Origin of the sequence: Xenorhabdus griffiniae (genome assembly GCF_037265215.1) — a bacterium.
Classification (GTDB): domain Bacteria; phylum Pseudomonadota; class Gammaproteobacteria; order Enterobacterales; family Enterobacteriaceae; genus Xenorhabdus; species Xenorhabdus griffiniae.
In genome coordinates, this window is record NZ_CP147737.1 from 801192 (window position 1) to 827287 (window position 26096).

Below are 26096 nucleotides of genomic sequence, written 5' to 3' on the forward strand. Positions count from 1 at the left end.
TAATGATAAGTATATCACTCTGTATCAGGAGATATTGTTATGTCCACAACCACCATTCTCGCACTTCAAGGCCTGACTTGTATGCATTGTGTCGGCAGGGTTAAAAAAGCGCTGGAAAGAATACCCGACGTTGAGCTGACGGATGTGAACCTCAATTATGCCAAAGTTATCAGTAATGTTTCACCTGATGAATTGATTGCGGCCATTGTTGCCGAAGATTATCAAGCCGCTGTTGCCACCCAACCCGATGTTGTATTACGCCTGTCAGGTTTAAGCTGCATGAAATGTGCAAATAAAACACAAAAGGCATTGGACGCGGTAGAAGGTGTTATCGCCACAGAAGTTAATACCCAAGCTGCAAAAATCTATGGTAAAGCAGAGAACAGTGCCTTAATCCATGCAGTCGAACAAGCCGGATATCACGCTGAATTAGCAACGGAAGCCGAGTACCCAAAAACTGAGCCGCTGGCAATACATGTTCCACAGACTCCGGAGTCTTTGGCAGCGGCAATATCTTCGACTCCGGTAAAAACCGTTTCTGTTGAGCACAGCAACAAAAATGATGTGAGTGGTAATGACAGTATTCAGCTCCTGCTGGATGGCATGAGCTGTGCAAGCTGTGTCAGTAAGGTACAAAAAGCCCTGCAATCCGTTGATGGCGTGGAACATGCCAGAGTCAATCTCGCGGAAAGAAGCGCATTGGTCACAGGCCACGCCTCACCAAATGCCTTAGTGGAAGCCGTCATCAAGGCCGGTTATGGTGCGGAAATCATTCAGGATGAAACAGAACGCCGTGAGCGTCAGCAACAAGTGGCACAGGCCAATATGCGCCGCTTTCGCTGGCAATCGGCCCTTGCGTTAGCGGTTGGGTTGCCTGTCATGGTGTGGGGTATGATAGGCGACAATATGATACTCACACCAGCAAACCACACCATTTGGCTGACTATTGGTTTGGTGACGCTGGCTGTAATGCTATTTGCAGGCGGGCATTTTTATCGTAATGCGTGGCAAAGTCTAAAAAATGGCAGTGCGACAATGGATACCCTCGTAGCTCTGGGTACTGGTGTCGCATGGCTCTATTCAATAAGCGTCAATTTATGGCCAGAAATTTTTCCCCCCCAAGCCCGCCATCTTTATTATGAAGCCAGTGCCATGATTATTGGTTTGGTCAATCTCGGCCATGCCTTAGAACAACGTGCCCGCCAACGCTCTTCCAAGGCCCTTGAGCGATTATTGGATCTCACGCCACCAACCGCGCGGCTAGTTACCTCTGAAGGTGAAAAAACAGTGCCTCTGGCCGATGTCATGCCCAATATGATACTGCGCCTGACAACAGGAGATCGTGTTCCGGTTGATGGTGAAATTACTCAGGGTACAGTTTGGCTGGATGAAGCCATGCTGACAGGTGAACCTATTCCCCAGCAGAAAACAACTGGCGATACCGTCCATGCTGGCACTGTAGTCCAGGATGGTACGGTATTGTTTAAAGCCAATGCCGTTGGCAGCCAAACAACCTTGGCACGCATTATTAAACTTGTTCGTCAGGCACAAAGCAGCAAACCCGAAATTGGCCAATTGGCCGATAAAATATCTTCAATATTCGTGCCTGTTGTCGTTGCTATCGCCCTGATTGCGGGCGCAATTTGGTATTTTGTCGGCCCTGCCCCACAAATCATGTACGCACTGGTCATCATGACAACCGTCTTGATTATCGCCTGTCCTTGCGCACTTGGGCTGGCAACCCCCATGTCCATCATCTCAGGGGTGGGACGGGCAGCCGAATTAGGTGTATTGGTGCGTGATGCTGATGCCCTGCAACATGCCAGTCAACTGGATACGATTGTCTTTGACAAAACAGGAACCTTAACTGAAGGTATGCCACAAGTCACAGAGATCCACACCTTTAATGGTTTCACCGAAGAGCAAGTATTACTGTGGGCTGGTGCATTAGAAAATGGCTCTAATCACCCCTTGGCAAAAGCTATTTTATTGCAGGTTGAAGGGCAAAAATTACCCGAAGTGCAAACATTCCGAACCCTCGCAGGACTGGGTGTTAAGGGAGAAATTGGAGAGGCTACGCTGTTATTGGGTAACCAAAAATTACTTGAGCAGCATCAGATTGAAACAGCAGAATTAAAACCATTTATTGCGGCACAGGCAAAAAGAGGCATTACTCCCGTTATTCTGTCGGCCAATGGGAAAATCGCTGCCCTGTTTTCTATCCGTGATCCCTTGCGCCAGGATACCGTTTCTGCCCTGCAACGCTTACATCACCAAGGCTATCGTTTGGTTATGTTAACCGGAGATAATCCCATCACAGCGAATGCTATCGCCCAAGAAGCAGGTATTGACCAGGTGATTGCCGGTGTTTTGCCTGATGGCAAAGCCGCAGCCATTCAGTCACTTCAATCAGAAGGCAGAAAAGTGGCGATGGTCGGCGATGGCATAAACGACGCCCCTGCATTGGCGCAAGCAGATGTCGGCATCGCAATGGGAGGCGGTAGCGATATCGCCATAGAAACCGCAACAATTACCCTGATGCGCCATAGCCTGCACGGGGTTGCTGATGCAGTTGAATTATCCCGCGGTACATTGCGTAATATGAAACAAAACCTATTTGGTGCATTTGTCTATAATACTTTAGGCATTCCAATTGCGGCCGGCATTTTATACCCGTTCACGGGCACTTTATTAAATCCTGTCGTTGCAGGTGCGGCCATGGCACTGTCTTCTATTACTGTTGTCAGTAACGCCAATCGCTTATTACGTTTCAAACCTAAGTCCTGACCTAATTTATTTTTTCCATAAAAAAGCTAAACCTATTCCGTTTAGCTTTTTATCTCGCATTTTTCCCTCTTTCTTGTTGGCGATTAACAGGTTAGCATACCGACCAATGCCAGCTATTGGAGGATGTAATATGGGAAAATTACTGTCATATTTCAGTAAAATATTGGGACTCAATTCCCAACGACATTACCCTTATCCTGCTTTTGACATCGATTTAAATAACAACAAACAGTTACATATTGTTGGCAGCATTCATATGGGTACTAAGAACATGTACCCACTTTCTGAAGTATTGTTGGAACAGCTAGAGCAAGCGGATGCTCTGATTGTCGAGGCAGATATCACACAGGCCAATTCCCCTTTCAAAGAAATATTTCCTGAACAGACCGAGTTATCACAACGTTTATCTCCCGAACATTTTGCCTGTCTGCAACACTATTGCCGAGAAATTCAACATCCTGTCACGTTGCTGGATCCATTGCCATCATGGCAAGTCGCATTGATATTACAAGCCGCCCAAGCCCAATATTTGGGGTTACAACCCCAATATGGTATCGATTACCAATTACTAAACAGTGCACAAGCACTCAATAAACCCATTATCGAGTTGGAAGGCACTGATGCACAAGTTAGCCTTCTCACCAACTTGCCAAACGGTGGGATCTCACTATTGGAAGATACCATCACCCATTGGCATACTAATGCCCGTGCTTTACAGACCATGATTAGCTGGTGGATGAATTACAAACCGGAGAAACAAAATCAGGTAATACCCATGACATTCTGCGAAGAGATTTATCAAACCTTAATGGCTGAACGTAACCGTCAATGGAGTGAACAGTTACATAGCTTACCAGCAGGAAAATATTTGGTTACCGTGGGCGCTTTGCACCTTCACGGTGAGAACAACTTACGCCAGATGCTGGCAAAACCGCAAATATAGCAACTTCATCTGCTTCATTCTGAAAGTCAACCATTACGGATAAGCAGTGATAAATTGATCTTTATAGGAAAAAAATATGACTCCCGCTGTTGTCTTGTTGGAAAAACAAAAAATTAATTTCAAACTTCATCCTTATGACCACGATGTCAATGAACATAATTTTGGTGATGAAGTGGTGAAAAAACTCGGTTTAGATGCCAATCAGGTTTTTAAGACATTGTTGGTTTCATTAAATGGTGATCCTAAACATCTTGCTGTCGCCGTTACGCCTGTCTCTGGGCAACTCGATTTGAAAAAAGTGGCTAAAGTTTTCAAGGCCAAGAAAGCAGATATGGCCGATCCTCAACTGGCACAAAAGGTAACGGGTTATTTAGTGGGTGGCATTAGCCCGTTGGGACAGAAAAAGCGTCTACCTACCGTGATTGACAGTCAGGCGCAAACCTTACCAACCCTATTTATTTCGGGTGGTAAACGTGGTTTAGATATTGAGTTGTCCCCCATAGATTTATGTCAATTACTTCATTGTTCATTTGCTGATATTGCTAAAATTTGAAAATCAATTGCAATTCTCGCTGAATTTTTTCGAGCTGGCTCTGTTTTCTTTAAAACAGAGCCTTGTGATAAACAATAATGTCGATATACTTTCCTCACAACGAAGAAATCCCTAATTACTATTTCAATTAACTTAGTTTATTTAAATAAAAGAGGAATAAGATGGCAACTTCATCATTTTTCCGCCCCATCGTTATCACTGATCCAAAAGCAATTAAAATGCTTAGAAAGGCTAATAGGAAGCCAAGGGAAAATAATTTTGAGACAATCGATTTTGAAGCACAGCAAAAAGAGGCTATAGAGATATTAAAACGAAAATTCTCACTCTAAGTAAAATTCTGGCGGCCTTTGGTAGTGACAGAGCAAGAGAATATTTACTCTCATTTTCTTGTCCCCCTAACCATGACGTAGAATCATTTTTACATTTAAAATCAATTAGATTTGAACAAGCTGATGCAACAAGAACCTATTTAATTCTAGATAAAGAAGGATTATTATTGGCTTATTTTTCTTTAACATTTAAGGAGATATCAACAAATAATCTTGCCATTTCGAAGACAAAGATAAAAAAACTTAACGGTATCAGTAAAAATGCCAATTCTCTAAAAGTTTATTTAATTGGTCAAATAGCTAAAAATTTTTCATTACGTAAAAACCCAATAAGCCTTAGAGACATTTTATTTCATATCAATGTCACCATTGAAAAAGCTCAAGAATTAATAGGAGGGAGAATAACTATTTTGGAATGCGAAAACAATTCAAAAATTATCACCTTATATGAAAAAAATGGACTTGAAAAACTACCAACCAAAGGAGAAAGCAATTCATTAATTACCATGCTATTTAATCATTAAATTATTATTCAGTTTCAACCGTTCTTATTTATGCATAACACGCCTTATTGCTAATAAGCAAAAGACCATCTGCAAGAACAGATGGTCTTTTTATGCAAATAACTAATAAAGTAATCTATTGCTCAGGGATTAATTATTGATACGAATTTCACCTTTCGGTTCATAATCAGAGGATTTCAATGGAGAATGTTTTTCAATATATCCTTTCAATACCTCAGCATCGACAAACCCTGTATCAACATAACCAGGCAAATTATCAATCCGTGGATAACCATCTCCGCCAATCGCGTTAAAGTTCAACGTCGCCATGCGGTAAGTTTTATTTGGATCTAATGGCTTACCACCAATTTTTACCTCACTGATATTCTTACCCTCTTTCACGAAGCTCACATTATAAAACTGACCATAAGCGCCGGAATCCTTTTCCATATTTGCAACAGCCGTTAAATAGGTCAAAACTTCGCTACCTTTGAAGTCCACATAAACCAGTTGGTTAGCAAATGGGTGAACTTTCATGACATCCTTGTAAGTAATATCCCCTGCTTCAATAGAGTCACGGATCCCACCACCGCTCATCACTGCAAAATCAGCGTTTGTCCGTTCCATCTGAGCAGCTAATACAAGGTGTGCCATATTCGTTTGCACGAAACGTACTTTACTGCGATCACCTTCTAATTTGTTATCTACTGAGCCTATTTTCACATTAAGGATCTTGCTGCCCTTATCTTCATAAGGTGTCAACAACTTAAGCATTTCAGGATTTTGCTTAATTTCATGGGTATAGTAAACACGTTCCGTACTGCCATCTTCTTTTGTTACTTTTTTCTTTAAGTTAATCGGGATCAATTGATAATGAACTAACTTGAATTCACCATTACGGAATTGAAAATCAGCCCGACCTACATATTTCCCCCATTCGTGAGCCTGAACAATCCATGTGCCATTTTGGCGATCAGGAGAACAAGGTGTACCCGGAACATAATCCACTTGTTTATAGTTTTTATTCTCCGCAGACATACACACCGGATCTTGTGAGTGTCCCCCCACAATCATATTCAAATAACCCGCAGGCAAACTACGTGCCATTTCAACATCTCCCGGCGCATTCGTACCATGATGACCATCGTCATAGTGCCCCATGTGGGTTGCTGCAATAATCACGTCCGGCTTTTCATTCTTTTTCAGCTCTTCAATAACTTTTTTGGCTTCTTCAGCAGGAACACGGAATTCAACATCCGGAAAATTAGCCGGATTACCGATTTTCGCGGTGTCATCAGTTGTCAGGCCAAGAACCGCTATTTTCACGCCTTGCTTATCAAAAATAACATATGGCTTAAACAAGCGCTTGCCTGTACTGGTTTGGTAAATATTGGCAGAGAGAAATGGGAAGTTTGCCCATTTTTGTTGCTGGAACAAGACATTTAAGGGCTTATCAAATTCATGGTTCCCCAATGCCATCGCATCGTATCCCACCAGATTCATGCCCTTAAAATCTGGTTCAGCATCTTGCATATCTGATTCTGGTACGCCGGTGTTAATGTCACCACCTGACAATAGCAATACGCTACCTCCTTTCTTAGCAACCTCCTGACGAATGGAATCTACCACCGTTTTTTGAGCCGCCAAACCATACTCACCATAATCGTTATGCCAGAAATGACCATGATGGTCGTTAGTATGTAAGATGGTAATGTCATAGGTTTTATCTTTTTCCCAGGCGTTTGCAATTAACGGTACCAGTGATAGCGAAACTGCAAGGGCGCAAATTGACGCTTTAAACGATAATTTCATGGGATATCTCCATGTATTTCAAAATCTTATTAGTTATATGATAGTCGTGGTTCATCCCTTTCAAGCCGCGGCTTAAAAGATTTCACCTTTTTGAGATCACGGCCAAATTATATAGGTATAAATAAAAATTTTGTTAATTATCTAAGATGTATTATGGTGTAAAAATTAAACAGAAACTCAACAAATCTAAAAATTTCCTCTATAAACTTTGTTGATAATGACATTGATAAGCGAATAGATATGAGTGAAAAAAGTAAAACAGCCTTGTTTCCAACTTCACCAGCAAAAAAACATCGCACCGTTTTTTCAATTCTCGGCGCCATCAGCTTATCTCATATGCTGAATGATATGATTCAATCGTTGATTCTGGCGATTTATCCACTGCTGCAATCTGAATTTACTCTCAGTTTTATTCAGGTTGGGATGATAACTCTAGCCTATCAGGTAACAGCATCTCTATTGCAACCCCTTATCGGTTTGTATACCGATAAACATCCGCAACCCTATTCATTGCCTATCGGTATGGGATTCACCCTATCTGGTTTGCTTCTGCTAGCTTATGCTGAAAGTTTTTCAATTATATTAATGGCTGCCGCATTGGTTGGTACGGGATCATCCGTTTTTCATCCCGAATCGTCACGAGTCGCACGTATGGCTTCAGGTGGACGTCATGGTCTGGCGCAGTCTTTATTTCAAGTAGGGGGAAATTTAGGAAGTTCATTAGGCCCTCTGTTAGCCGCCATTTTTATTGCGCCTTATGGCAAGGGGAACGTCGGTTGGTTTTCCCTGGCAGCACTGTTGGCTATCGTAATCCTCTTGCAAGTCAGCCAATGGTACAAGATGCAGCATCGGGTTATCTCCCCCCTGTCTTCCCGTACTAATTGCCAGCCAAGGCTGCCGAGAAAAACCATTATAAATTCTTTTGCCATTCTTCTGTTACTGGTTTTCTCCAAGTATTTTTACCTAACCAGTATCAGTAGCTACTATACTTTTTACCTGATACAAAAATTTGGCTTATCCGTGCAAAACGCCCAGATCCACCTATTTATCTTTTTATTTGCCGTAGCGGCAGGTACCCTGATTGGCGGGCCGATTGGAGATAAGATAGGTCGGAAATATGTCATTTGGGGTTCAATTCTTGGCGTGGCACCTTTTACCCTGCTGTTACCTTATGCCTCTTTATTCTGGACAAGCATATTAACGGTTATTATTGGTATAATATTGGCCTCTGCGTTCTCTGCTATTTTAGTCTACGCTCAAGAGCTTATTCCCGGCAAAACAGGCATGATTGCCGGTTTGTTCTTTGGCCTGGCCTTTGGTATGGGGGGCATTGGGGCTGCCGTACTTGGCTATGTCGCAGATAAAACCAGTATAGAATTGGTTTACAAAATTTGTGCTTTTCTGCCACTTCTTGGTATTTTTACGCTGTTTTTGCCAAATTTAGAAAAAAACGCGTAAAAAACACAAGGAATACCCTGGATAAACACCATACTTATTAAAGTATTCTTCTTTGTAAACTAGCGTAAATGATGGCAAAATCTACATAAAATTACATTAAAATAATGTTTATGTAGATCATTCTCGTTTTTGCCACTCAATATATTTTTTGTAATCTTTAATTATTTATAAAATATATTATTACCTCACCTAACTACACAATTTATATACTCGCTACCCAGAAGGAGCCTTGATGGAGCACTCGACACCTCTTATCACGACCATTGTTGGCGGTTTTGTTCTTGCTTATCTACTTGGTATGCTTGCACAGCGCCTGAAAATTTCACCTCTGGTAGGATACCTCGTTGCAGGTGTACTAGCGGGTCCCTTCACTCCTGGTTTTGTTGCCGATACATCTTTAGCTCCAGAACTGTCAGAAATTGGCGTGATCTTACTGATGTTTGGTGTCGGTCTACATTTTTCACTTAAAGATTTGTTAGCCGTCAAATCAATTGCCATTCCTGGTGCTATCGCCCAAATTGCAGTTGCAACCTTATTAGGTACCGGGTTATCAGTGCTGCTCGGCTGGGGATTACTCAGCGGCATAGTATTTGGTCTTTGCCTGTCTACCGCCAGCACAGTAGTATTGCTCAGGGCATTAGAAGAACGACAGCTCGTTGATAGTCAAAGGGGACAAATTGCCATTGGTTGGCTAATTGTTGAAGATCTGGCCATGGTGCTAACGTTAGTATTACTTCCTGCAGCAGCAGGAATTATGGACAGTCAAAACGCAAATATTGGTCAATTGTTGTTAAAGATCTCTCTCACTGTTGGAAAAGTCGTTGCCTTTATTTTGTTGATGATTTTCGTCGGACGGCGTGTCATTCCCTGGTTACTAGCGAAAACCGCTGGGACAGGCTCCCGTGAACTCTTCACGCTGGCTGTACTTGCCATTGCGTTAGGTGTTGCTTATGGTGCAGTAACACTATTTGATGCTTCATTTGCCCTCGGTGCCTTCTTCGCTGGCATGGTACTAAATGAATCAGAATTGAGTCATCGGGCGGCGCAAGATACTTTACCGCTAAGGGATGCTTTCGCAGTTCTGTTCTTTGTTTCTGTTGGTATGCTGTTTGACCCTATGGTTTTACTCCAACAGCCTCTGGCGATTATAGGAACCCTTGCCATTATTATCATTGGCAAGTCATTAGCTGCTTTGCTACTGGTCAGAATGTTTGGACACTCACGACGCACGGCCCTAACCATTTCAGCCAGTCTCGCCCAAATTGGTGAATTTGCCTTTATCCTCGCCGGGCTTGGTGTCACGTTGGGATTCCTGGATGGGGAAGCCCGTAACCTTGTGCTGGCCGGCGCTATCATTTCAATCATGCTGAATCCTGTGCTATTTAGCTTACTGGATCGCTATTTGGAAAAAACAGAAACCATTGAAGAACAGTTACTCGAAGAAACACTGGAAGAAGAAACCCAGATCCCTGTCGATATTTGTGGTCATGCTATTGTGGTGGGTTATGGCCGAGTGGGGGATCAGCTTTGTCAGCGTTTACAAGAAAAAAATTTTCCTGTTGTGGTCATTGAAGATACACGCGCCCGGTTTGAAGAGTTAGGCGAAATGGGTATCAGTGCCGTAATGGGTAATGCCGTCAATAAAGAGATCATGGCCTTGGCTAGGCTCGATTGCGCTTGTATTTTATTCCTGACAATCCCTAATGGTTATGAAGCCGGTGAGATCGTTGCGAATGCCAGAGAAATCAGGCCAGATATCAATATCATTGTTCGAGCTCATTATGATGATGAAGTCACTTACATTACAGAGCGTGGCACTAATCACATTATCATTGGTGAACATGAAATAGCACGGGCAATGGCTGATGCATTACCTGAATATGAAGAGGGTTGTCCAATAGAGCCGCCATTATTACACTCACCTGCGACTTCATCTCCAACATAACTTACGAGTCAGGGAATATCCCCAAGTGTGGGATATTCCCATAAAAATCTCAGACTAGCAGAATCAGCGTTCCCAGTAAGACTCTTCCAGACTATCTTCTTTCTCCGGCAACCCTCGGGTTAGACGCGGAGAATGCTGGCTCAATACCTGATAACTCACTCTATTAGCGTACTTACATACCTGAGCCAAAGAAGAATAGGTCAAATAAGAGCGCGCATGTTTGCTGGAGTTAGGTACATTCATGCGATGATAACTGTTGGCTGTGATATCATGCAGCAATGCAGATAACGCACCATCCCCAGCACCATTAGTATTCATGATTTTTTCAGGCCCTCCCATATAGGGCTCAATATGGGAATAAACCCGCATTGGGTTTTGGCAATCCACCTTACGCATCGCCCGGCTGAATTCATAACGGTTAAATTCTGCAATCGCACCAGGCAGCAAAGGATGCAATGTTTGGCGCTTTTGTTCTTCCTCAGTGTAACCCGCCATATATAATCCAGCAGGCCCTGCGGTACATAACACCAAATCCACCCAATTTAGCGCCATGTCAGCCGCTAATAAAGGATCACTAAAACCGGTTAATTCACAAGCTTCATCTTCATTCATTGCAACAACAGAAACATTTTCAGCCAGAAAATCGCGCCACCATTGTGGATCATCCGCAATGACGTATTTTGTTCCTAATGTTAATACAACAGGTACGTTATACTTCTTCGCATATTCAATGGCTTTCATTGTTGCTTCTGGCATTGGCTCACCCGGTTTACAACGCACCAAATAAGCGGTGATCACCAATGCTGACGCTTCCGCAATAATATGTTCAGGGATGCTTTCTGGACGAAGCTGATTCATTAACCCCGGACTGATCGCAAATGTTCTTTCACCATTTTCCGTCACTAAAGTAAAACAACGGCCAATTGGGCCATCAACGCCCTGAAGATGATTGAGATCCATACGACTGGATGTATTGCAGAGATAACAATATGCATAACTTCCTATTTGGATATTATTACACATTGCGCCAAGCAGGACGGATTTATCATCAGCCAGCACAGAATAGTTGTGCAAAGTATTGCCGATAGTGCCACCCGCAAATTCATGGCTGATGAGATTCTTCTCTGTCAGTTCCTTGTAAAGCGCCTCAGCTACATCATCTTCAATGACTAATGAGTGTCCCTGGCTTAGGTTATAACGCTGGATAAAATCCTCATCAACTTTGGCTTCAATATCAACCAGTGTCTGGTCAATGCCAACAATGTAGGCTTGATTATTTTCAGTATTCATCATCTCTTTGATGGGTTGGAGCAGAGGATCTCTTAAACTGACAGGAAAATAGTGTTTAGATTTACGTTTACCAGGGAATTTCATAATTAATTGTTGCGGCAGAGCTAAAATATGCGGCATGTTAGCATAATATAGTGTTTCACAATACCGAAGAGAAACAAAAAATGCAGCGACAAAAATGAAGACAGCCAATGTTATTTCACAACATTGGCTGTCGATACGTTAGCTATCAGAACATTATCTATAATAGATAATATTAAACCTCTTGTTTCTGGCGACTACGTACCATGTGGCACAACAGAACATACATGATGGATAAAATAAATCCGATAAAGCCAGCTCCAATCAAAATCAGCAAACGCTTAGGTGAATCTTTTGAGGTTGGCTCATAAGGTTCCTGCATAAACTTGAATGGCACAAAATCAACGGTATCCACATTCACTTTTTCCAGATTTTTGATATACAACTGACGGTTACGCAGATCTGCATCAATTTTAGTTGGGTCAGTAATTTCTTCAGTAATCTGTAATTTACGCTGCAGTGCATCAGAACCCAGCGCAATCGAATAATCAGGGTCATCCTTGATCATAGATCCACCATTCGATACTGGTTTTTTAATTCCAGCAGAATGAGCAAGAGAAATCGCATACTTCAATCGCTCAATATCTACGCTGCGCATATTAGCGATACGTTCTAAATCAAGGGCATAAAGTTTTTGTGAGTATTCCAGTTTCTCATGAACCATATCACTCAGCTCCTCTTTCACTTGATCGCGAACCACCGAAGAGATGAATTTGATATAGCCACTTAATAGATTGTAAGCGTCTTCTGCATTGGCAGCACTGAAAGAAAGTTTGGCTTCATCGACAATTTCATCATCTTTCTTTTCATTATTTTTCTTAGGTAAAGATATGACAATGTTTTTATTGACAATTTTCTCGATTAATTTTCTTTTTTCCTGCTCAGAACTATCTTGACTCTTAGCAAGCAACGTCTTGAAGTAATCGGTATTAACCAAATATTCTTCACGCAATACACGTGAATTATAATTTTCAATAAACCGCTTATACATTGACCCTTCCGTGACTTTGGGATCTATGTTCAGAATATGCAAATCCGTTAACGCATTTTTCAATGGCTGAAATTCCTCTAGCCCTGGTTTCACTACAGCCGCTGTACTGGTCCATTTTTGCGGTAAAAATGACGCAATACCGAAACCAATAATGGCAAAAACGAAAGATACTGCAATGATCAAATATTTTGATTGGAAGAGTACAGAGAATAGTTCAAACAAATCAATTTCATCCTCCCGTTCTGGAGGATAATAGTTTGCATGTTCTTGGTAAAAATCAGGGTGTTTAATAGGTTTATTACTCATTATCTATATGTCCAATCCAAATAATTTTACTTTTCATTGATATGCAAGCTCTTTCTCTTACTTATCGTATTCATTGGTTAAAAAACCATATCCTTAAAATCATACGACGATCAATGTCTGCTATTCATCATGTGTGATAATGTCTCATAACAAGCAATTGCTTGTTATTTCATGACATTATTTACCAATTGTTCAAGCAAAGAAATGTGGGCTTTATTATCATTAAGTGCAGAGATATATTCAAACTTTTTCCCACCAGCCTCTAAAAAGATAACTTTATTCTGTTGCTTAATCTCTTCCAACGTTTCCAAACAATCTGCCGCAAACCCCGGACATATCACTTGAACATGTTCCACACCTTGGCTGGGTAATGATGCCATGGTTTTATCGGTATAAGGAGATAACCACGGTAAGCAACCAAAACGCGACTGATATGTCATCATAATTTTATCGGCGGGGTAATCCAGTGCCTGGCTCAACAACTCAGTTGTCGCCTGACAATCTTGCGGATAAATATCTCCCATCTTTACCAGACGTTCAGGAATACCATGATAGGAAATAATTAACCGATCAGGCTGACCATGCTTTTCAAAGCTCTGCTCAATGGTTTCCTTTAGTGCTGCAATATAAGCAGGATGTGTGGCATAACTACGAACAAAATGCAGGGTAGGAATTGTCCGGTACTCCCGCAATATTTTACTGATCCTGTCAAAAACCGCTGCCGAAGTTGTACTGGAATATTGAGGATAAAGTGGCAGTATAATGAAAGCCTCAATGCCCTGTTGTAACAAACTCTCTACGGCCTGAGATAAAGAAGGGGAGCCGTAAGTCATTCCCAAAGCAACAGGGATATCTGCCAACCTCTCACCCAGTAATTTCTGCTGACGACGACTATAAACTAATAAAGGAGAACCTTCTTCCATCCAAATTTCTTGGTAAAGCTTAGCAATTCGAGCAGCACGGAAAGGAAGAATAAAACCATTTAAGATAGGTTTCCAAATAAATGGCGGGATATCAACTACCCTTCTGTCACTCAGAAACTTTGCCAGATAACATCTTATTGCTGCTGGTGTTGGTGCATCAGGTGTACCGAGATTCACTAATAGGACACCATACTTCTTGCTACTCATTCCTCAGAGCTCCATTAGAATGACTGACAATCTATACGCATTAAACTTCAAGTTGCAATTTACAACACGATGTGAAACCTGATTTCTCCCCGCTTCGCGGGGAGAAATCAAACACATCTTGAAGTTAGATTGGTATAGTATAAAACATGAATGATAGTTACATGTAACATTTCATGGAGTAAATTTCTCTAGGGTAGCGTGAACTACAAAAAAAGTCAGGCGGTATGAAAACCGCCTGTTATAACAATTCAAGAAAGCACGAAATCATTCGCCCAGGATGTTAGCCAGCTCCGCGCTAACTTCCGCTACTTGACGAGTGCCATCAAGTTTGAAGTATTTTGTGTTACCGGCCTGTGCTTCTTGCTGATAGTAAGAAACCAGAGGTGCAGTTTGGGCGTGGTATTCAACCAGACGTTTACGGACCGTATCTTCCTGATCATCTTTACGGATAGTCAGCTCTTCGCCTGTCACATCATCTTTGTTTTCCACTTTTGGTGGATTGAATTTGATGTGGTAAACACGGCCGGATGGCGCATGTACACGACGGCCAATAATACGTTCAACGATGATTTCATCAGGAACGTCAAATTCCAACACATAGTCAACCTCGATACCAGCGTCTTTCATGGCATCGGCCTGAGGGATCGTGCGGGGGAACCCATCCAACAAGAAGCCATTATGACAATCATCTTGTTTGATGCGCTCTTTAACCAATGCAATGACCAGCTCATCAGTCACCAGCTTACCATTATCCATCAGCTCTTTTGCTTGCAAACCCAATTCGGTGCCCGCTTTTACCGCAGCACGCAGCATGTCACCTGTAGAAATTTGGGGGATCCCATATTTCTCCATGATAAATTGTGCCTGAGTCCCCTTACCGGCGCCTGGCGCGCCCAGTAGAATAATACGCATTGCGTAAATCCCCTTGCTATTTGCTTTTCATATTTTAGAGAAAACGTACCACCATACCATTTGAATGGGGGATGGCTCAAGAAAACAGGTAAACGTTTCCGCATTAACTAAAAAATAAACCACGCTCCATTTTTGTTGAAGCGTGGTTTTTATCATTATCTCAATAAGTTTAAGCTTTTTCAGCTAATAATAATTGATTCATACGACGAATAAACTGGTTTGGATCATCCAATGTGCCACGTTCAGCAAATAACGCTTGATCCAATAGCAACTCTACCCAATCAGCAAATTGAGCATCATCATCAATGTCAGCCGCTTTTTTGACCAGAAGATGTTCTGGATTCAGCTCAAAGTTATAACTGACTTCTGGTGCAGACTGGCCCGCTGCCGCAAATAGCTTCGCCATTTGGGTGCTCATCGCATTAGCATCAGTTGTTACAATAGCTGGAGTATCGGTCAGACGATGAGTTAGTTTCACATCTTTCACGCGTTCACCTAGCAGAGTTTTCACGCGCTCAACAAATGGCTCCAGTTTTTTGTCTGCTTCTTCTTGCTCAGCCTTGTTTTCATCCGCCAGTTTATCGAGGGATTCATCCGCCTTGCTGACAGATTGGAATGATTTACCATCAAATTCAGTCAGGTAGCTCATCATCCATTCATCAATGCGCTCAGACAGTAACAGAACTTCAATGCCTTTCTTACGGAACAGCTCCAGGTGTGGGCTATTCTTCGCTGCGGCATAGCTATCCGCAGTAATGTAATAAATCTTCTCCTGCCCTTCTGCCATGCGGCCAACGTAATCTTCCAGAGAAACGGTTTGAGCGGAGCTGTCACTATGAGTCGTAGCAAAGCGCAGTAACTTAGCAATAGCTTCTTTGTTTGCGCCATCTTCGGCTGGACCTTCTTTCATCACCAGGCCGAACTGCTGCCAGAAGGTCTGATATTTTTCTGCATCGTCTTTTGCCAGCTTATCCAACATTTGCAATACACGTTTAGTCAGCGCGCTGCGCAAGTTACGTGTGATTGAACTATCTTGCAAAATTTCACGGGAAACGTTCAATGGCAGATCGTTGGAATCGATCAGACCACGGACAAAACGCAGGTAATTTGGCATGAACTGTTCAGCTTCATCCATAATGAAGACACGCTGTACGTATAGTTTCAGGCCATGTTTATGTTCGCGGTTCCACATATCCCACGGGGCCTGGGAAGGGATATATAGCAAGCTGGTGTATTCCTGCTTACCTTCAACGCGGTTATGACTCCAAATCAGAGAGTCAGTAAAATCATGGGAGATGTGCTTATAAAACTCTTGGTACTCTTCATCACTGATTTCAGCTTTATTACGAGTCCACAAGGCTTGAGCTTTGTTGATTTTTTCCCAAGTGACGGTAACTGAATCGTCTTCTTCGTTTTTAGTTTGGGTTTCAATTTCAACTGGCAAGGCAATATGATCTGAATATTTACCAATGATAGAACGCAGACGCCAGTCATTGAGGAATTCACTTTCCCCATCTCGCAGATGCAGGGTAATTTCTGTACCACGATCGGCTTTTTCAATATCAGCAACAGTGTAGTCACCTTCTCCTGTTGACTCCCAGAATACGCCTTGTTCAGCGGGTGCTCCTGCTGCACGGGTACGTACAGTGACTTTGTCAGCGACGATAAAGGCAGAGTAGAAACCTACACCGAATTGACCAATCAATTGGCTATCTTTTGCTTGATCAGAACCAATGGACTCAAGAAATGCTTTAGTACCAGATTTTGCAATCGTTCCCAGATTATCGATCACTTCATCACGGGACATACCGATACCGTTATCGCTGATGGTGATAGTTTTCTGTTCTTTATCAAGAGCCAGACGAACACGCAATTCACCATCATTTTCATACAGCTCAGGGGCAGACAATGCTCGGAAGCGCAATTTGTCAGCCGCATCAGATGCGTTTGAAATTAGTTCACGAAGAAAAATTTCTTTATTGGAATAGAGAGAGTGGATCATCAATTGCAACAGTTGTTTGACTTCAGACTGAAATCCACGGGTTTCCTGATCTTTCATGCTCATTTATTACCTCAATCTAAATCCAGTTCAGATATGTAAAATCGGACGATGGTAATCAAATGGGGATAGATATGGAGAGTTTCAAGTTAAGATAGCAATAAGAATGTAAAATTAGTTTGATAAACGGGTAAGTCAGCGATGGATGGCGGCATAATCAACAACACCATCCATTAAAATCACCTATTAATTGGGGAAAGAATCACAAATTCGTGATTTTTTGCCGGCCAGCCAACGAATGAGACAGTGTTGTGCCATCCACCATTTCAAGCTCTCCACCCACAGGGACACCGTGAGCAATTCGGCTGGCTGTCACACCATATTGAGAACACATTTCTGCAATATAGTTTGCCGTTGCCTCTCCTTCGACAGTTGGATTAGTTGCCAGAATGATTTCTGACAAGGTTTCAGAAGATAAACGTTCTTCTAAACGATCTAAACCAATATCCATTGGCCCGATACCATCCAGTGGCGATAAATGCCCCATCAGGACAAAATAACGTCCCGCAAACTGCCCCGTTTGTTCGACGGCATGAATATCTGCGGGACTTTCCACTACACAAATCTGGCCATTCTGCTGACGACGGGGATTGGCGCAAATCGTGCACTGTTCCTGTTCCGTGAATGTCCGGCAGTCCTGACAATGACCAATTTCAGACATCGCTCGTGTCAGTGCCTGGGCCAATCGCATCCCACCACTGCGATCTCTCTGCAATAGATGAAATGCCATCCGCTGTGCAGATTTTGGGCCTACGCCGGGCAAACAGCGCAGGGCTTCCATCAGGGATTCAAGAAGAGGACTGGTTTGCATTAGAATGGCATCTTAAATCCAGGTGGTAACTGCATTCCACTGGAAACACTGGCCATTTTTTCTTTCTGGGTTTCTTCAATACGGCGAGCTGCATCATTGAATGCCGCTGCAATCAGATCTTCCAGCATGTCTTTATCATCGTCCATTAAACTTGGATCAATTTCAACCCGACGGCAGTTATGTGCACCATTAATAGTGATTTTTACCAAGCCTGCGCCAGATTCGCCTGTCACTTCCAGATTTGCAATTTCTTCCTGCATTTTCTGCATTTTTTCTTGCATCTGCTGGGCTTGTTTCATCAAATTGCCCAAACCACCTTTACCAAACATAATTTTCTCTCTTCGCTATCGCCACAGCATAAAATACACTGCGGCAGTTAAACAGGCCGGATACTTTCTTCATCCAATTCTGCATCGAATAGTTGCTGAAGTGTTTGAATCGTTTTATCCGAAATAATGGATTGACGCGCTTGTGCCAATTTTTCTTCATAAATGGCTTGTCGCCACTCCAGAGGCGTTTTTACCGCAGGATTATCATCTTCAATGATATTGAGTTCAATAGGTTTTCCATGCAATTCACTTAATGCTTCAGTCAACGCTTTCTGAGCCGATGCTGAATTAAGATGACGCTGCTTTGAACGTAAATGCAAACAAAGACGATTTTCATCAATCTGTTCTTTAAAAGCATTCAGTGCTACCTGTTGAACCAATTTGGGAATATGCAGTTTATCAATTTCCGCAGCCCATAGATCCCTTTGTTTCGATTCAATAGCCAGCTTTTCCGCCAACTCTGCTGTTTTCTCGTGCTCTAAAGCGGCTTTGATCGCTTTTGGCGTCGCAGTCGGGCGCTGTTTCTCTTCCCCACTATTCGTTGCCCGCCAGCGATAAGCTTCTTTTTTTACCGAATTAACTGGCTTAGGCTCCCGTGTTTTAGGGGGATGAGATTGAGACCGTTGTTCTGCCACCGCCACTAATCTCTCCAGTGCCGAACTTGCCGGCTTCGCCTTCGCAGACTCTGCCGGCTCAGGCTTTTTTAGTGGCGTATTTCCTTGACGTGTCAGCGAACTTCTTGCTTGCAATAGCTTCGCTGTAGGACTGTTTGCAATAGGCGATTCACTGCCTATCGATTGGGATATTGTCTGCTCAGGACGCTCATTTTCTTCTTTATTTGACGTCAACTGCTTTACAGATAGCTGGGCCGAAGGTGGTGCTACAGCGTTTTCCGCAGCAGGTGGTAATATTTCCTCAATGACTGTTTTGGGATGAAAAGCCAGGGCGCGCAATAACGCCATTTCCACCCCCATCCGTCGTTCTGGTGCATAAGGAAGCTCCTTGCGCCCTACCAGTAACGCTTGATAATAAAGCTGCAAATCCGTCGGGGATATTGCTCTTGCCAACAAACGCAACCGCCCTTCCGTTGAAGAAGGTTCACTTTCAGGTTGCTGAGGCAATAGCTGGAGCATGGCAATCCGATGCAACAGCGACAATGTTTCAACCAGCAAATTTTCCCAATCGACACCACGAGTTGCCACTTGTTCCACCAATGCCATCATTTGTTGGCCATCGGCACGCACTAGCGATTCAATCATCGCCAATGGCTGGTCATCATCCAGCGTTCCCAGCATCTGGCTAACAATATCTGATGTCAGCTTCCCGCTACCAAGAGCAATAGCTTGATCCGTTAAACTCAAGGCATCACGCATACTGCCATCTGCTGCACGGGCAAGTAGCTGACGGGCACGAGCATCACTTTCTATGTGCTCTGCATTAAGGATATGTTCCAATTGGCTACTGATTTGATCCACATCGAGTGTTTTCAAATGGAATTGCAAACAGCGTGAAAGAATAGTCACTGGCAGTTTCTGTGGATCTGTTGTTGCCAGAAGGAATTTCACATGTTCTGGTGGTTCTTCCAATGTCTTCAACAAAGCATTGAAACTATGGCGAGAAAGCATGTGAACTTCATCAATAAGGTAAACTTTGAAACGACCTCTGGCAGGCGCATACTGGACGTTGTCCAACAACTCGCGGGTATCTTCTACTTTTGTTCGGGAAGCAGCGTCGATCTCAATCAGATCCACAAACCGCCCCTGCTCAATCTCAAGACAATTGGTACACTGACCACACGGAGTCTTGGTTATACCCGTTTCGCAATTCAGTCCTTTTGCCAACAGACGTGCAATAGTGGTTTTTCCCACGCCACGAGTGCCGGAAAAAAGATAAGCGTGATGAAGGCGTTGGTGCTCAAGACCATTCGCCAATGCAGTCAACACATGTTGTTGACCAATCACATCAGAAAATATTTGTGGGCGCCACTTACGGGCAAGTACCTGATAGCTCATGAATACCGAGGAAATTGAACATGACTGACTAACATGCTAGCACAGCCTCACCATTAACGGCGAGGCTGATGTATCAATAATGCAAAAAACAGAATAATCAGTGACCGGGGAATTCAACGAGAGTGTAGCTGTCAACACCTTGTTTTTTCAAACGTTCAACACCACCTAAATCTGGCAATCCAATAACGAATGCCGCTTCGGAAACTTGCCCTCCCAGACGACGAATCAGGCGAACCGTCGCATCAATGGTGCCTCCCGTTGCAAGCAGATCATCAATAACCAGGACCTTATCCCCTTCCTTGATGCTGCGTTTATGGATTTCCAGTGTATCTGTACCATATTCCAGATCGTAAGTTTCGCTCAACGTTTCACGCGGTAATTTACCTTTTTTACGAACAGGGACGAAACCAACCCCCAGTCGCAGTGCAACAGGTGCTCCGAATAAGAAACCACGTGCTTCAGTACCAACAATTTTCGTGATGCCTGTATTCTGATAACGAGCTACCAATAAATCTATCGTAGCTTGGTAAGCTTCTGGATTATCAAGCAATGTCGTAATGTCACGAAAAAGTATTCCCTCCTTTGGATAATCAGGGATGGTTTCGATACTATCTTTAATTAATTGCAGTTGTTGTGCGTTAGCGGTCATAATTGATGCCAGCCAGATTTAAAAAGAAAACGGTAAAATCTATTCAAACTGCCGAAAAAAAGCAACTGCCAAGCCAATGAAAGGGCTTTAACAGATAGATTATTAATGATAATGAGATGCTAATGGGCATACAAAATTTATTAAGTACACTTGAAAAACAAGTCAGTACCCTGGAAAAAGAGCTTGCTTTGCTGCCTGATACCCCTTTTTCCACTGCCCGTTTTGATCAAGTGTTGTTTCACCACCGCAGCAATAAACTCGGTGGATACCTGCAAGAGATCAGACAGAATCTGGAACAGTTGAAATCCTGTGTAAGCGATTATCGTATTGAACAAGTGAAATTCCTTGCCGAGCGTTTAGTAACACAAATCGAGGCACTTAAACGCGAATTATCAACCAAAGATCTACGAAAGCAGGAGGATAAATTTGAGCGCCGATCACAAAAACAAGATCTTTATCAACGTCTGGCTGAACATCAAGATTATGAACGCCGTTTAATGGCAATGGTTGATGACCGGGAATTACAATTAAATAAACAAACTACACTGGCCAATAAGCACAAACTGCAAAAAGAAATTGCAGCGTTAGCTGGTAGGCTCACCCGCTGCCGTCAAGCATTAATGCGCATCGAGAAGGCGATAGAAAAACAAGAGCATTCTGATTAATCACAAAGGAAACAGTAGCTATGGCTCTGGAACAAGCGCCACCTGAAGTACAACTCGCAGTAGATCTTATTTATCTGCTTGAATGTAACGAGATTTCCCCTGCTATCGCACTGGCAGCACTAGAAATCGTTAAACACGATCTTCAGGGGAAATTGAAAAAGCAAACCCAGCAATCTGAAGACTAGGCCCACTCCTCATTTATCTGGCGATTGGCTTCTGTACTTCTTGCAAACAATCTCCCTGTCCATTGTGTAAGTAAACTTCTAGCTGATTAAATGCAATATTGATGTCGTTTTCCCGACATAATTTATCAATACTGCGGTTAACTTCGTCTACAGTACGGCTACGATCACCCAATTCTCGGACATAAAGCCGCAATTCATGATCCAGTGTACTGGTGCCAAAATTCATAAAGTAGACTTGTGGCCCTGGCTCACTCATTACGCGGGCGTTTTCGCTTGCTGCTTTTAACAAAACCTCTTTGACCTTATCAAGATCAGAACCATATGCGACGCCAACCTTAATAATAATCCGCGTGATGGTATCGGAAAGTGTCCAGTTTATCAGACGCTCTGTCACAAATGCCCGATTAGGGATAATCACCTCCTTGCGATCAAAGTCTGTAATCGTCGTCGCCCGAATACGGATTTTACTGACAGAACCGGAATAATTTCCTATCGTTACTGTATCGCCAATTCGAACAGGGCGTTCGAACAAAATAATCAAACCCGAAACAAAGTTAGCGAAAATTTCCTGCAAACCAAAGCCTAAACCGACCGAAAGTGCCGCCGCCAGCCATTGTAATTTATTCCACGAAACACCCAATGTTCCTAACGCTGTAATTCCACCAATACCAATAATTAAGTAAGTCAATGTCGTTTTAATGGCATACGAAGAACCTTGTTGCAACTGCAAGCGGGATAACACCAACACTTCCAGCAGTCCTGGCAAGTTTCTCATCATGACCCAAGAAATGACCAACACCGCTATTGAAAGTACCAAATCTTTCAAGGTCACGTGATTCAGGACGTTGCCCAGCTCTGTTGTCGTGCTGTATTGCCACAAGTTGATCCCATCAAGATAAGAAAATACCGTCACCAGATCAGACCAAATCCAATAAAATGCACCTAAAAAGATCAAAAACAGCACCATGGTAGTTAAACGCAATGATTGCTGATTAATGCGATCTAAAGCCATTGGCGGTTCTTCAGTCATTTCGCCTTCTCCCCCTTCTTTCGTGAGGGACTGGCGACGAGCAACAGCACGACGATAAGCAATGCGACGCGCCGCAATTCCCAATCCTCGCAGACAGGCTTGATAACTGATATGCCAGAGAAACAGTAAATACAAACTATAGAGCCAACGTTCTGCCAGACGTAAAGTTGTATAGAAATAACCCGATATCATCAACACCATCAGAACCAACGGAACAAAAGTTAATATTGTCACTACGATAGTACGGATCATATGTGAACTCTTTTCACGCCATACATAACGACAGAATGGAAAAATAAATAGAAAAACAAAGAACAAGCAGATCAATACCGTACACTGTCCAATAACATCATCAGACAGCCGCAAAGGATATTTAGCCCCCAATGTTATCCAGAACAAAATAGGCAGTAATGTCATCGACAGGCGAACAAGCTTTTTGCGGAATAAATGACAAACCATACTGTCCAGAGAAAAATGTTGCTCTCCAATCCCACCTTTTACCAGGATCTGGTAACTGCAACTATACATCATCCAAAAAAGCGCCAACTGACGGGAGAATCCCCAAATCAAATCCCCAAAATCATCACCTGATTTCGAATACCAATAACCTATCGCCAACACGATAAAAGCGAGTGGCAAAGTTTTTATTAATGTCAGTATGAGGGCCAATGGGGTATGCAGTTGACTGTCACGGCGAAACTGCCCTACTTCACCCGCTATTTTTTTCAACTGTTCGTTAATGCCTTTGGTTTGCCAACGTAAGAACAGACCAACTAACACAAGAGGAATGACAAAATGAATAGAGTTTTTTAGCCCCGTAATCAGTCCGGTAAGCGTTAAACGAATATCCAGATGACTCAGTTCTTCTTGAACGAGTTCAGGCAAGGATTTTAACCACGCCACGTTCATGGGTTTGTTACTGTTAACCCAAAAAATTTGCTGGACAAGGGTTTGCTCCAGTGATTCAGAAACATCCAATAACTGTTGCTGATCCATTTGCAAGTTAATGGCATAAGTAATCTGATTTCCCAACTGATTATTGAGCTGCTCTAAAAGCTCACAATGAACTTCCAGGATCTGGTTGATAGCATTATGGACTTCATCCACCATTTCATTGGATGCATTTTTAATTTGATTACGATTATTACTCAATAAGTTATTGAAATAGTCATTCCCTTGACAGAGTCGATCCCGCTCCTGATTAATTTCAAATTGCTCCAGGCGCAAGTCAGCTATTTTCGTTGGTAAATCTTTTGTCAACACATCGTGTGGTATTTTCAACTGTTCCTGAAACAGGATACGTGATAACAGTAAGCTGCCACGTAATACCTTAATTTGCTCTTTAAGGTTACGCTCTGATTGAATGGTTCGCTCCAGAAAGTTCTTAACGCGAATACTTTTCTGCGCCAGTTGGTTATTATCACGTGTCGCGGCAATTAACCGTTTACTCAATTCACGGTTATGCTCAATTTCTGCCTGAACTAATGAATTATCTTGGATATGTAAATTTTTACCATCCTTAGTTTGTGCTTCTTTCGCGGTTTCTTCAGAAAGGATCAAGCGCTTTCCACTCATCACATTTTGAATAAACTGAACATGACGTTCCAACTGCTCAATTTGGAGAATCGTATAATCCCGTTGCCGCTGTAAAAGCGTTTGTAACTGAGTATTCGCTTGTAGAGATTCTCTTTGATATTCATTTTGCTGCGTCAGGAAAAGTTGTTCTACTTGCAATAACTCTGTCCGAGTGAGACTCAATTCTGACTGCTCAGTCAAAGCATTATTGAGTTGGTTGCGGATCTGCTGCAATCTTTGCATATTACGGAATAGCACATTTTGCACGCGTTCTGGTTGAGTTTGCAGCCCAATCAACTGACTATTATAGCTGGCAAGATTTTCCTGTGCCCGCTGCAAGTTATACCATGTACTATTCAGTATCGATTCAAGTTGCTTTAAAGACTGTGTTTCCAGAGTCTGTCTATATGCGTCCTGCTGATCGTTATTTTTCAGATCCTCTAGTTCAGTCGTAACCTGATGTGATTTTTGTGGCACATTTTGCACATTTTTCCTAAGCAGATCGAAATCCAGTTTCAGTTGATCTATTTTGTCAAAGAAAGAGAGCGCCTTTTCCAAATCAGCTATCGATACCTTTTCTTCAACTGTATGTTCCTTACGTTCCGTCAGAATTTTAAGCTGATTTTGAATATTATTACGGGTTGGTACATCGCTGCCGGCAGCCGCATTGACCGAAAAAAAGAAAGGTGACAGGAGAAAAAACAGTATCGTGAAGAAACGTATAGCAGGGAATTTGTTACACAAACTCCCCTTATTGAGAAAAACACCCAAATATTGGTTAACTGAAACCATGAACTCATCTACTCATCATTTGCCACACCATCCACCAATGCCAGTTCACTCATTCCCCTGGCATCAGGCTGGTTTTGCGCAATTTAACTTCAATACCTTATGCCGTCAAAATTTCCAGCATTTGTTTTAAATTATAGCCTTCTTTAGGCGTTTGTCCGACCAAACCAGCGCCTGTTGCTTAGAATTTTAGTTCGCTGCAAGTTCCCTTCAAGAGTCGTTTTCTTCAATGTTACGCAAATGATGGCTGTATTTAAGTGTGTCAATGAAACTATCCACCAAATGGGCAGATTGCTCTTGAATATTAAAACTGTCCGGTGAGAATGACCAGTTCTCAAATATCCCCGTCATCAATGCTCTCAACATGATGGCAGAACGTCTGAAATCAAGATCATAGGGTAGTTCTCCAGATTGAATACAAGCAAGTAACATTTTTTCAATCTTCTTATAATCAGAAATACATATCTCCCTAATATCTTCTACTAGTGGAGATATTTCTCCAACAAATTCACATTTATGGAAAAAAATTTCCATTAATTGACGAATCTGAGAATCATCCATCATCATTCTTAACACAGAAATTAATAAATATCTCAACGCAATAAGTGGATTATCAGGATATTTTGATTGATACTTTTTCTCTAGTTCGTCTATTTTATGCTCTGGCATTCTACAAACAACAGAAAGTAGATCTGTTTTATTTTTAAAGTGCCAGTAAATTGCCCCGCGCGTTACACCAGCGGCAGTTGCGATATCGGATAGCGAGGTAGCAGAAACTCCACGCTCAGAAAAGGTCTTTATCGCAGCATCTATGATTTGCTGACGAGTTTGATTTGCTTGCTGTTTAGTTTTTCGTGCCATTTTAGTGCCATAAACTTTGTTTTTGACGAAGGCTGATTTACATACATTCATGTATGTTTGTACTATAGCACCCATTAACCAACGAAGTAAT

Annotated in this window: 21 protein-coding genes; 9 read left to right on the forward strand and 12 right to left on the reverse strand. The window is 42.4% G+C overall.

The features are described 5' to 3' along the window. Positions 1 to 39 precede the first annotated feature (39 nt). From copA to WDV75_RS03570, 5 genes are all read left to right on the forward strand, one after another. Positions 40 to 2787: a copper-exporting P-type ATPase CopA gene (gene copA, locus WDV75_RS03550; protein ID WP_273558756.1), complete on the forward strand. Its 2748-nt coding sequence runs from the start codon at positions 40 to 42 to the stop codon at positions 2785 to 2787. Between the two features lie 130 nt (positions 2788 to 2917). Continuing rightward, a complete protein-coding gene (locus WDV75_RS03555; RefSeq protein ID WP_273558754.1) occupies positions 2918 to 3730 on the forward strand; it encodes a TraB/GumN family protein in 813 nt (270 codons plus the stop codon). Between the two features lie 76 nt (positions 3731 to 3806). Beyond that, complete coding sequence (gene ybaK, locus WDV75_RS03560; RefSeq protein WP_189759633.1) at positions 3807 to 4283, forward strand: Cys-tRNA(Pro)/Cys-tRNA(Cys) deacylase YbaK; 477 nt, start codon at positions 3807 to 3809, stop codon at positions 4281 to 4283. A 161-nt stretch (positions 4284 to 4444) separates the two neighbouring features. Next, the gene (locus tag WDV75_RS03565) at positions 4445 to 4612 is read left to right on the forward strand and encodes a hypothetical protein (protein WP_189760477.1); all 168 of its coding nucleotides are present in this window, start codon (positions 4445 to 4447) and stop codon (positions 4610 to 4612) included. Between the two features lie 167 nt (positions 4613 to 4779). Continuing rightward, the gene (locus WDV75_RS03570; protein ID WP_273558751.1) at positions 4780 to 5136 is read left to right on the forward strand and encodes an acetyltransferase; all 357 of its coding nucleotides are present in this window, start codon (positions 4780 to 4782) and stop codon (positions 5134 to 5136) included. A 129-nt stretch (positions 5137 to 5265) separates the two neighbouring features. Here the strand turns inward: WDV75_RS03570 and ushA are convergent, their stop codons facing one another. Further along, complete coding sequence (ushA, locus tag WDV75_RS03575) at positions 5266 to 6927, reverse strand: bifunctional UDP-sugar hydrolase/5'-nucleotidase UshA (RefSeq protein ID WP_273558749.1); 1662 nt, start codon at positions 6925 to 6927, stop codon at positions 5266 to 5268. 240 nt (positions 6928 to 7167) lie between these two features. Between ushA and WDV75_RS03580 the strand changes: the two genes are divergently transcribed. Together WDV75_RS03580 and ybaL are read left to right on the forward strand one after the other, a co-directional pair. Continuing rightward, positions 7168 to 8385, forward strand: coding sequence for an MFS transporter (locus WDV75_RS03580; protein WP_273558747.1), 1218 nt, complete (start codon positions 7168 to 7170; stop codon positions 8383 to 8385). A gap of 232 nt (positions 8386 to 8617) precedes the next feature. Next, the gene (gene ybaL, locus WDV75_RS03585; RefSeq protein WP_273558745.1) at positions 8618 to 10330 is read left to right on the forward strand and encodes a YbaL family putative K(+) efflux transporter; all 1713 of its coding nucleotides are present in this window, start codon (positions 8618 to 8620) and stop codon (positions 10328 to 10330) included. 63 nt (positions 10331 to 10393) lie between these two features. Here the strand turns inward: ybaL and WDV75_RS03590 are convergent, their stop codons facing one another. From WDV75_RS03590 to apt, 9 genes are all read right to left on the reverse strand, one after another. Next, the gene (locus WDV75_RS03590) at positions 10394 to 11704 is read right to left on the reverse strand and encodes an inosine/guanosine kinase (protein ID WP_273558851.1); all 1311 of its coding nucleotides are present in this window, start codon (positions 11702 to 11704) and stop codon (positions 10394 to 10396) included. 172 nt (positions 11705 to 11876) lie between these two features. Beyond that, positions 11877 to 12998: an LPS O-antigen length regulator Wzz(fepE) gene (wzz(fepE), locus tag WDV75_RS03595; RefSeq protein ID WP_273558743.1), complete on the reverse strand. Its 1122-nt coding sequence runs from the start codon at positions 12996 to 12998 to the stop codon at positions 11877 to 11879. A 164-nt stretch (positions 12999 to 13162) separates the two neighbouring features. Next, the gene (gene hemH, locus WDV75_RS03600) at positions 13163 to 14128 is read right to left on the reverse strand and encodes a ferrochelatase (protein ID WP_273558741.1); all 966 of its coding nucleotides are present in this window, start codon (positions 14126 to 14128) and stop codon (positions 13163 to 13165) included. Positions 14129 to 14392: 264 nt separating this feature from the next. Further along, positions 14393 to 15040 (reverse strand): adenylate kinase, encoded by a 648-nt coding sequence (gene adk / locus WDV75_RS03605; protein WP_273558739.1) that lies wholly within the window; start codon positions 15038 to 15040, stop codon positions 14393 to 14395. 169 nt (positions 15041 to 15209) lie between these two features. Further along, positions 15210 to 17099, reverse strand: a complete 1890-nt coding sequence (gene htpG, locus WDV75_RS03610) for a molecular chaperone HtpG (protein WP_273558848.1) — start codon at positions 17097 to 17099, stop codon at positions 15210 to 15212. A 202-nt stretch (positions 17100 to 17301) separates the two neighbouring features. Beyond that, complete coding sequence (gene recR, locus WDV75_RS03615; RefSeq protein ID WP_189760484.1) at positions 17302 to 17910, reverse strand: recombination mediator RecR; 609 nt, start codon at positions 17908 to 17910, stop codon at positions 17302 to 17304. After that, positions 17910 to 18239 (reverse strand): YbaB/EbfC family nucleoid-associated protein, encoded by a 330-nt coding sequence (locus WDV75_RS03620; RefSeq protein WP_038219125.1) that lies wholly within the window; start codon positions 18237 to 18239, stop codon positions 17910 to 17912. The genes recR and WDV75_RS03620 overlap by 1 nt, the downstream gene beginning before the upstream one ends. A 47-nt stretch (positions 18240 to 18286) precedes the next feature. Beyond that, complete coding sequence (gene dnaX, locus WDV75_RS03625) at positions 18287 to 20251, reverse strand: DNA polymerase III subunit gamma/tau (protein WP_273558733.1); 1965 nt, start codon at positions 20249 to 20251, stop codon at positions 18287 to 18289. A gap of 97 nt (positions 20252 to 20348) precedes the next feature. Further along, on the reverse strand, positions 20349 to 20900 hold the full coding sequence (apt, locus tag WDV75_RS03630) for an adenine phosphoribosyltransferase (protein WP_273558731.1): 552 nt from the start codon (positions 20898 to 20900) through the stop codon (positions 20349 to 20351). Between the two features lie 122 nt (positions 20901 to 21022). On the opposite strand from apt, the gene priC reads away from it, so the two are divergent. Beyond that, the gene (gene priC / locus WDV75_RS03635; RefSeq protein WP_273558729.1) at positions 21023 to 21565 is read left to right on the forward strand and encodes a primosomal replication protein; all 543 of its coding nucleotides are present in this window, start codon (positions 21023 to 21025) and stop codon (positions 21563 to 21565) included. Between the two features lie 20 nt (positions 21566 to 21585). Then, positions 21586 to 21750, forward strand: a complete 165-nt coding sequence (gene rsmS / locus WDV75_RS03640) for a pleiotropic regulatory protein RsmS (RefSeq protein ID WP_189760488.1) — start codon at positions 21586 to 21588, stop codon at positions 21748 to 21750. A gap of 13 nt (positions 21751 to 21763) precedes the next feature. Here the strand turns inward: rsmS and mscK are convergent, their stop codons facing one another. Continuing rightward, positions 21764 to 25147 (reverse strand): mechanosensitive channel MscK, encoded by a 3384-nt coding sequence (gene mscK / locus WDV75_RS03645; protein WP_273558726.1) that lies wholly within the window; start codon positions 25145 to 25147, stop codon positions 21764 to 21766. Positions 25148 to 25354: 207 nt separating this feature from the next. After that, entirely contained in the window at positions 25355 to 26005 is a 651-nt protein-coding gene (acrR, locus tag WDV75_RS03650) for a multidrug efflux transporter transcriptional repressor AcrR (protein WP_273558724.1), read from the reverse strand. Positions 26006 to 26096: the final 91 nt, after the last annotated feature.